Annotated in this window: 8 protein-coding genes; 5 read left to right on the top strand and 3 right to left on the bottom strand. The window is 57.7% G+C overall.

All coding sequences use genetic code 11. The annotated features are described in order from the left end of the window. Positions 1 to 90: 90 nt before the first annotated feature. Positions 91 to 1,047 (top strand): IS481 family transposase, encoded by a 957-nt coding sequence (locus F3H58_RS16035; RefSeq protein ID WP_149742865.1) that lies wholly within the window; start codon positions 91 to 93, stop codon positions 1,045 to 1,047. 23 nt (positions 1,048 to 1,070) lie between these two features. On the opposite strand, the gene F3H58_RS16030 is transcribed toward F3H58_RS16035, so the two are convergent. The 3 genes from F3H58_RS16030 to sppA all read right to left on the bottom strand — a co-directional run bounded on the left by F3H58_RS16030 (position 1,071) and on the right by sppA (position 2,759). Next, a complete protein-coding gene (locus tag F3H58_RS16030) occupies positions 1,071 to 1,412 on the bottom strand; it encodes a LapA family protein (protein ID WP_188128944.1) in 342 nt (113 codons plus the stop codon). Between the two features lie 64 nt (positions 1,413 to 1,476). Then, positions 1,477 to 1,803, bottom strand: a complete 327-nt coding sequence (locus tag F3H58_RS16025) for an integration host factor subunit beta (protein ID WP_219256707.1) — start codon at positions 1,801 to 1,803, stop codon at positions 1,477 to 1,479. Between the two features lie 2 nt (positions 1,804 to 1,805). Next, positions 1,806 to 2,759: a signal peptide peptidase SppA gene (sppA, locus tag F3H58_RS16020; protein WP_149742881.1), complete on the bottom strand. Its 954-nt coding sequence runs from the start codon at positions 2,757 to 2,759 to the stop codon at positions 1,806 to 1,808. 234 nt (positions 2,760 to 2,993) lie between these two features. Here sppA and lptC point away from each other — a divergent pair, with 234 nt between their 5' ends. From lptC to rpoN, 4 genes are all read left to right on the top strand, one after another. Continuing rightward, positions 2,994 to 3,659: an LPS export ABC transporter periplasmic protein LptC gene (gene lptC / locus F3H58_RS16015; RefSeq protein ID WP_149742863.1), complete on the top strand. Its 666-nt coding sequence runs from the start codon at positions 2,994 to 2,996 to the stop codon at positions 3,657 to 3,659. Between the two features lie 13 nt (positions 3,660 to 3,672). Continuing rightward, positions 3,673 to 4,236 (top strand): LptA/OstA family protein, encoded by a 564-nt coding sequence (locus F3H58_RS16010; protein ID WP_003503784.1) that lies wholly within the window; start codon positions 3,673 to 3,675, stop codon positions 4,234 to 4,236. A gap of 9 nt (positions 4,237 to 4,245) precedes the next feature. After that, positions 4,246 to 5,055 (top strand): LPS export ABC transporter ATP-binding protein, encoded by an 810-nt coding sequence (gene lptB / locus F3H58_RS16005; RefSeq protein ID WP_003520083.1) that lies wholly within the window; start codon positions 4,246 to 4,248, stop codon positions 5,053 to 5,055. 153 nt (positions 5,056 to 5,208) lie between these two features. After that, positions 5,209 to 6,759: an RNA polymerase factor sigma-54 gene (gene rpoN / locus F3H58_RS16000; RefSeq protein ID WP_149742862.1), complete on the top strand. Its 1,551-nt coding sequence runs from the start codon at positions 5,209 to 5,211 to the stop codon at positions 6,757 to 6,759. Positions 6,760 to 6,847: the final 88 nt, after the last annotated feature.

Raw genomic sequence — 6,847 nt, 5'->3', positions numbered from 1 at the left:
GACTAGATGTGAGCTTTCATTAGGTTGTCCATTCGGAGCGGATTTAGGAGACTGGAGTTACCACACCTCAGTCATCCAGGATCGCCCCGAATGAACATCCATAAGAATGCCCGACTGACGCCATTGCGTCGAGAAGAAATGGCTGCCGCTGTTCTTGGCGGCAAGCTTTCGAAAGCCCAGGCGGCCCTGCTCTACGGTGTTTCGCTGAAGATCGTTTCTCGCTGGGCGGAACGGTTCAAAGCATTGGGCCGGGCGGCGATGATGGATCGCTCATCGCGACCTGCCAGCAGTCCGAGACAGACGAATGGCGGCGTTATCGAACGGATCCTCCATCTTCGCAGACAACGCCTGACCGGCAAGCACATTGCCATGGAGACCGGCGTATCTCCCGCCACCGTCAGCCGCGTTCTCAGGCGGGCTGGTCTATCCCGGATGAAGGATATCGTTCCGGCGGAACCTGTCATGCGCTACGAATATGCCGAGCCGGGTGGCCTGATCCATCTCGACATCAAGCGCCTTGGCCGTTTCGAGCGCATCGGTCACCGGATCACAGGTGACAGGACGGGCCAAAGCAACTCACGCGGAGTGGGCTGGGAATACGTCCACGTCTGCATCGATGATGCTTCTCGCATTGCCTTCACCGACATCTTCCCAGACGAAAAAGCCGTCAGCGCCATCGTATTCCTCAAGGCAGCCGTTGGTTATTACGAAAGCCTCGGCGTCACGGTTACGCGGGTGATGACCGACAACGGCTCCTGCTATGTCGCAAAGGAGTTTGCCAAAGCCTGCCGAGCACTCGGCCTCAAGCACATTCGAACCAGACCTTACACGCCAAAAACCAACGGCAAGGCCGAGCGCTTCATTCAGACCGCCTTGCGGGAGTGGGCGTATGCACGTCCATATCCATCATCAGAGATACGCAAAACGCACCTGCCAAACTGGACGCACATGTACAATTGGCATCGCCCTCATGGCGGGATAAAATCAAAAACACCAATCAGTCGCCTCGGCCTCAACCGGGACAACCTGTTGAGGTTCCACAACTAGAGCCGGAGCGACTGTCGGCACCATCACTTTGCCGGGAGTTGTCCCGCATGCGGCAGCTGCGCGGTTGCGGCCGCCTTCTGGCGGTTCGCCTCATCGTGCCAGCGGACGGCTTCTTTGGCTTCGATACGAGCGCGTTTGCGATGTTTGCCCTGAGCGAACCATGTGGCCGCCGACCCCAGGAGAACGCCAAAAATAACCGCCAGAAAGAGGAAAACGAAAAACGGCGCGGTGAACGACAGAACGCCATCTTCCGGTCGGAACGGATTGAGCGCCAGCGTCACGGATTGACGATTGGCCACGCACAGGATGACGAGAATAATCGCCAGCGGAAGCAGGATGATGAGGTTGATGATTTTTTTCGACATCCGAGAATACTCCATCGCTGCGGGGCTCCGCTAGCTCCGTCTCCGGCGCGGGCAGTGAGGACGATCAATCGTCCTCTTCGTCACCCATGCCGGGGTTCAGGCGCTCGCGCAGTTCCTTGCCCGTCTTAAAGAAAGGCACCCATTTTTCTTCGACGAAAACAGACTCACCCGTGCGCGGGTTCCGACCGGAACGCGACGGACGGTTTTTCACCGAAAATGCGCCGAAACCACGAAGCTCGACACGATTTCCTGCCGCCAGGGCGTCGGTGATTTCATCCAGCACCGCATTGACGATGTTTTCCACGTCACGGTGATAAAGGTGCGGGTTACGCGCAGCAACGATCTGCACCAGTTCAGACTTGATCACGGTTGCCCCCTGAAAGAATTGGATTTTTAACGCGGCTCAACCTGCCAAACGGAAACAAGACCGTCAAGAAACAACTTGTCCGTACCGAGCTGGCCGGGGCCTGCGAAGGGAATTAAATCGTCATATCCCAGAAACTTCGCTATTTGCGCAACACTGAAAACCGCAAAAGGCGAGCGGGATGACGGCGCACGCCATTCGACGATCGGCAAATCCTTGGCAACACCGCGTGTTTCGAAATAGCTGCGAATTTCCTTTTCGCCTCCAAGCGTATCGACCAGCTTGTTGGCGAGCGCCTGCCTGCCGGTGAAAATCGATCCATCCGCCAGTTTAAGCACGTCTTCGCGCGGCAGCTTGCGGCGATCGGCCACAAGATCGACGAACCAGCCGTAGCTGTCCATCACCATGGCGCGGATCATCGTCTTCGCTTCCTCCGGCGCCTCGTGGAACGGCGAAGGCTCCGCCTTCATCGGCGACGACTTGATTTCCTGCAAAGAAACGCCGAGCTTTTCCATCAACGGGCCAAGCTGGGGGTACTGAAAGATCACGCCGATCGAGCCGGTTATCGAGGTCTCGCCGGCGACGATGACATCGCCTGCCGATGCGATCATATAACCTGCAGAAGCGGCGAGCGTGCGCACATCCGAGACAACCGGCTTCTTTTCCGCAACGCCACGAATGGCCTTGAAGATGCGCTCACCGCCATAGGTGGTGCCGCCTGGCGAGGAAATCGACACGATCAGCCCTTTGACATTCTCGCTCTTGGCGATCTTGTCGAGCCGCTCGAGAAGTTCGGTATTGTCGGTGATCAGGCCGGAGACCTCGACGCGGGCAATATGGGGCTTCGCGCTTTGCTGCGGTCCATCCCATAAAAACCGGTAAAGACCGAAAGCGCCGGCGACAAGCAGGAGAACGGCGGCAACCCGCCAGAAAGTCAGCTTGCGGCGCAACCGCCTGCGATCCGCTATCGCCATATTGTCCATAAAAACCTCTGTCATCCGCTTTTGCGCTTCAGGCCATATGGTTCTTCTAACGCGAAGCCGCAAGGAAACAATAAGGAAACCAGAATTACGATAAAATTCGCATTTCCCTTGCACCTCTCCAGACAAAAACCATATTGGCAGGACAAAGCACTCATGCCAAAGACATTTAGATAGAGACACAAGCTTCGATTGTGCGCCACAATGGCGCCCTAGAAGCATTCCGGACCCACTCTTATGCTCGAAAGACTCCGCGAACCCGCGCCAGCATTTTCGCTGCCCAATGACCAGAACGGCGCCTATGACACCGCGCTGCGGCATTCTGCGCGCGTAAAGCGGCTGAAAATCATTCTGCCGCTCGGCGCGGCAATCATTTCATTCGCCTTCATCGCTGTTTCGGTTATCCGAACCTGGGCGCCTGATGAGGTCTCTCTGGAGAGCGCACGAATTGAAGACGGCAAGATCGTGATGGAAAAACCCGCTGTTGCCGGCCGCAACGAGAAGGGGATCGATTATTCCATGAACGCCGACCGTGCGTTGCAGGACATCGCCAACCCCAATCTCATGACGCTTGAGAAGGTTCTGGCGGCAGTGCCGGTGAACGACAGTGTCGCGCAGGTGATCGCCCAGGAAGGCATTTTCGACCGGGCGACCAACACGCTGAAGATGACCGCCCCTTTTGACATCAATCTCAGCAATGGCATACAAGCGAAGTTCCAGTCTGCGGATGTCGATCTGAAGGCCGGAAAAATGAGCAGCCAGGAGCCGGTTTCGATCAAAACAAACGACGGCTCGATTGTTGCGCAATCGATTGACATCGCCGATAATGGCAAGACAATTACATTTTCGGGGCAGGTACGGGCACGTATCGCTGCATCCAATATCAAGAATGAAGGCAAGTGAGAGCCCGGTCCAGATGATGCAAATTTCCCGTCCCGTTTCCCTTGGCAAATCCGCCGGCCTTGCAGCCGCAGGCCTTGTCTTTTCGTGTCTTGCAACTGTGGCTTTCGCCCAGAACACCACCAGCAACATGCAGGGCGTCAAGCTCTCCGGCGACCAGCCGATCGCGATTGAAAGCGACCAGCTCGAGATTCGCGATCAGGAGCGCAAGGCCTATTTCACCGGCAATGTGAAAGTGGTGCAGGGAACGACCACCCTTCAGGCCGGCAAGATGACCGTGAATTACAAGGGCGAGGGTTCTTCGCTTACCAGCGGCGACGCCAATATCGAAAAAATCTTCGTCGACAATAATGTCTATCTCACGTCCGAGACCCAGAAGGCGACGGCCGATCACGGCGAATTCGACATGGCGGCGCAGACCTTCATCCTGACCGGCAAGCAGGTCGTGCTGTCGGAGGGCACGAATGTCTTCACCGGCTGCAAGCTCACCGTTCTGATGAATACGGGACAGGCCAAGCTGGAAAGCTGCGGCGGCCCTGTCCGGATCATGCTCGATCCGAAATCGCAGAAAAAACAGTAGTCTTTCCTCGTGAAGATACCCTCGATCTCAAAGATATTCGGCGGCGGGCGCAGCCGATCCGCGGATGCGGCCTCGCCGGCGGACAAGACCCCCTATCAGGGCACGCTGATCGCGCATGGCCTGACGAAGACCTATAATACGCGCCGTGTCGTCAACGGGGTTTCGCTGGTCGTGCGCCGAGGCGAGGCCGTGGGACTGCTCGGCCCGAACGGTGCGGGTAAAACCACCTGTTTTTACATGATCACGGGCCTGGTGCCCGTGGATACCGGCAAGATCGCCATCAACGGCAATGATGTCACCACCATGCCGATGTATCGACGCGCCCGTCTCGGCGTCGGTTATCTGCCGCAGGAAGCATCGATCTTCCGGGGCTTGACGGTCGAGGAAAACATCCGCGCAGTGCTGGAAGTGCATGAGCCGGACGCTGCCAAGCGCAACCGCAAGCTCGATGAACTGCTGGAAGAGTTTCATATCGCGCAATTGCGAAAGTCGCCTGCCGTGGCGCTTTCGGGTGGCGAGCGACGGCGTCTGGAAATTGCACGCGCACTCGCAACCGATCCGACCTTCATGCTACTCGACGAACCCTTCGCGGGCGTCGATCCGATTTCGGTCAGCGATATCCAGAATCTGGTGAGACACCTGACAGCGCGCGGCATCGGCGTTCTCGTGACCGACCACAATGTCCGTGAAACGCTCGGTCTTATCGACCGGGCATACATCATCCATGCCGGCGAGGTTCTGACACATGGACGTCCGGACGATATCGTCAACAATCCGGATGTGCGCCGTCTCTATCTCGGCAATAATTTTAGCCTTTAAACGCCTGGGCGCGAAAGATTCTTCATCGCGCCCCGCCCTGACGCTTGACCAAACAAGATAAAAAAGCAATTTTTGGGCCAAGTTCCGTCATCCCAGTAAAATTTCTGGAAAATCAGGCGACGGAGAAGCTGTAAGGGGAGTTTCGCGTCCGCCATGGCATTGTCTGCCAGCCTTTTGCTGCGTCAAAACCAGTCTCTCGTGATGACACCGCAACTGATGCAGTCCATCCAGCTGCTTCAGATGACGCATTTCGAGCTAACGCAGTTCATTGCGCAAGAGGTGGAACGCAATCCACTGCTGGAAATTGCGGCAAACGATGGCGATTTGAGCAGCGATGCCCCGGCAGAGACTGAGAGTTTCGGTGATGTGGACGGCGAAGGCTCGGACAGATCCGCCACGGTGACGCCCGACAGCGACGACTGGTATGGCGACCGCGCCGCAAATCTCGGCGAGCAACTGGACACCAGCTTCGAAAACGTCTTTCCCGACGATGCCGAGCCCAGAAAGGCCGATGCGCCCGAACTGGCCGGCCAATGGAAATCCATGCCCGGCCAGGAGTCGGGGGAAAGTTACGACCTCGACGATTTCGTCGCGGCCAGACAGAGCCTCGGCGACCATCTCAATCAGCAACTGCCGCTTGCCATATCCGCCGCCGAGGACCGGATGATCGCCGATGCGCTGATCGGCCAGCTTGATGAGACCGGCTATATTGCGGCCGATGCCGTCGACGACGTCGCCGAACGGCTGGGGGCGGCCCCGTCAGCGGTCGAGCACGTTCTGAAGACGCTTCAGGGCTTCGACCCGCCGGGTGTATTTTCCCGTTCTTTAAGCGAATGTCTGTCGATCCAGCTTGCCCAGAAGGACCGGCTCGACCCGGCCATGCGGGCTTTCGTCGACAATCTGGAACTTCTTGCGAAACGCGACTTCGCCTCACTTAAAAAAATCTGCGGCGTCGATGAGGAAGACCTCCTCGACATGCTGGCGGAAATCCGCACGCTCAATCCCCGCCCCGGCGCGGGTTACGATTCGATGGTTTCGGAGACCATCGTTCCCGATATTATCGTTCGCCCCTCCTCCACCGGCGGCTGGCTGGTAGAAATCAATCCCGAGACCCTGCCGCGCGTGCTCATCAACCAGAGTTATTTCGCCGAGGTGTCGAAACATAAGGCGCGCGCAGGCGAGGATCAGGATTTTCTGACTGAGTGCATGCAGACGGCGCATTGGCTGACCCGCAGCCTCGATCAGCGCGCCCGGACAATCATGAAGGTCGCGACGGAAATCGTGCGCCAGCAGGACGCCTTTCTCGTCAATGGCGTGGATCATCTGCGCCCGCTGAACCTCAAGACGGTGGCCGACGCCATCAAGATGCACGAATCCACCGTCAGCCGGGTGACATCGAAAAAATACATGCTGACGCCGCGCGGTCTGTTCGAGCTGAAATATTTCTTCAGCGTGTCGATCAGCGCCGTGGAAGGCGGAGACAGCCATTCGGCGGAAGCGGTGCGCCACCGCATCAAGGCCATGATCGCGCAGGAGGCCGCCGAGGCGGTTCTTTCAGACGATGATATCGTCGACAATCTGAAAAAGAGCGGCATCGATATCGCCCGCCGCACCGTCGCCAAATATCGCGAGGCGATGAACATCCCCTCCTCCGTGCAGAGACGTCGGGAAAAGAAGGCGATGGCCAAGCTGTCCGCCTTCTGAGCGGCGGCCGCGATCACGTTTATGGCGGTTTTTTGCCGCACCATTGACTCTTGCCACGGCAAGGGCTAGAAGCCCGCCGCACACGTAA

The organism is Rhizobium sp. NFACC06-2 (assembly GCF_900101425.1).
GTDB classification, from domain to species: Bacteria; Pseudomonadota; Alphaproteobacteria; order Rhizobiales; family Rhizobiaceae; genus Agrobacterium; species Agrobacterium leguminum.
This window is presented reverse-complemented; position numbering and strand designations above follow the sequence as displayed.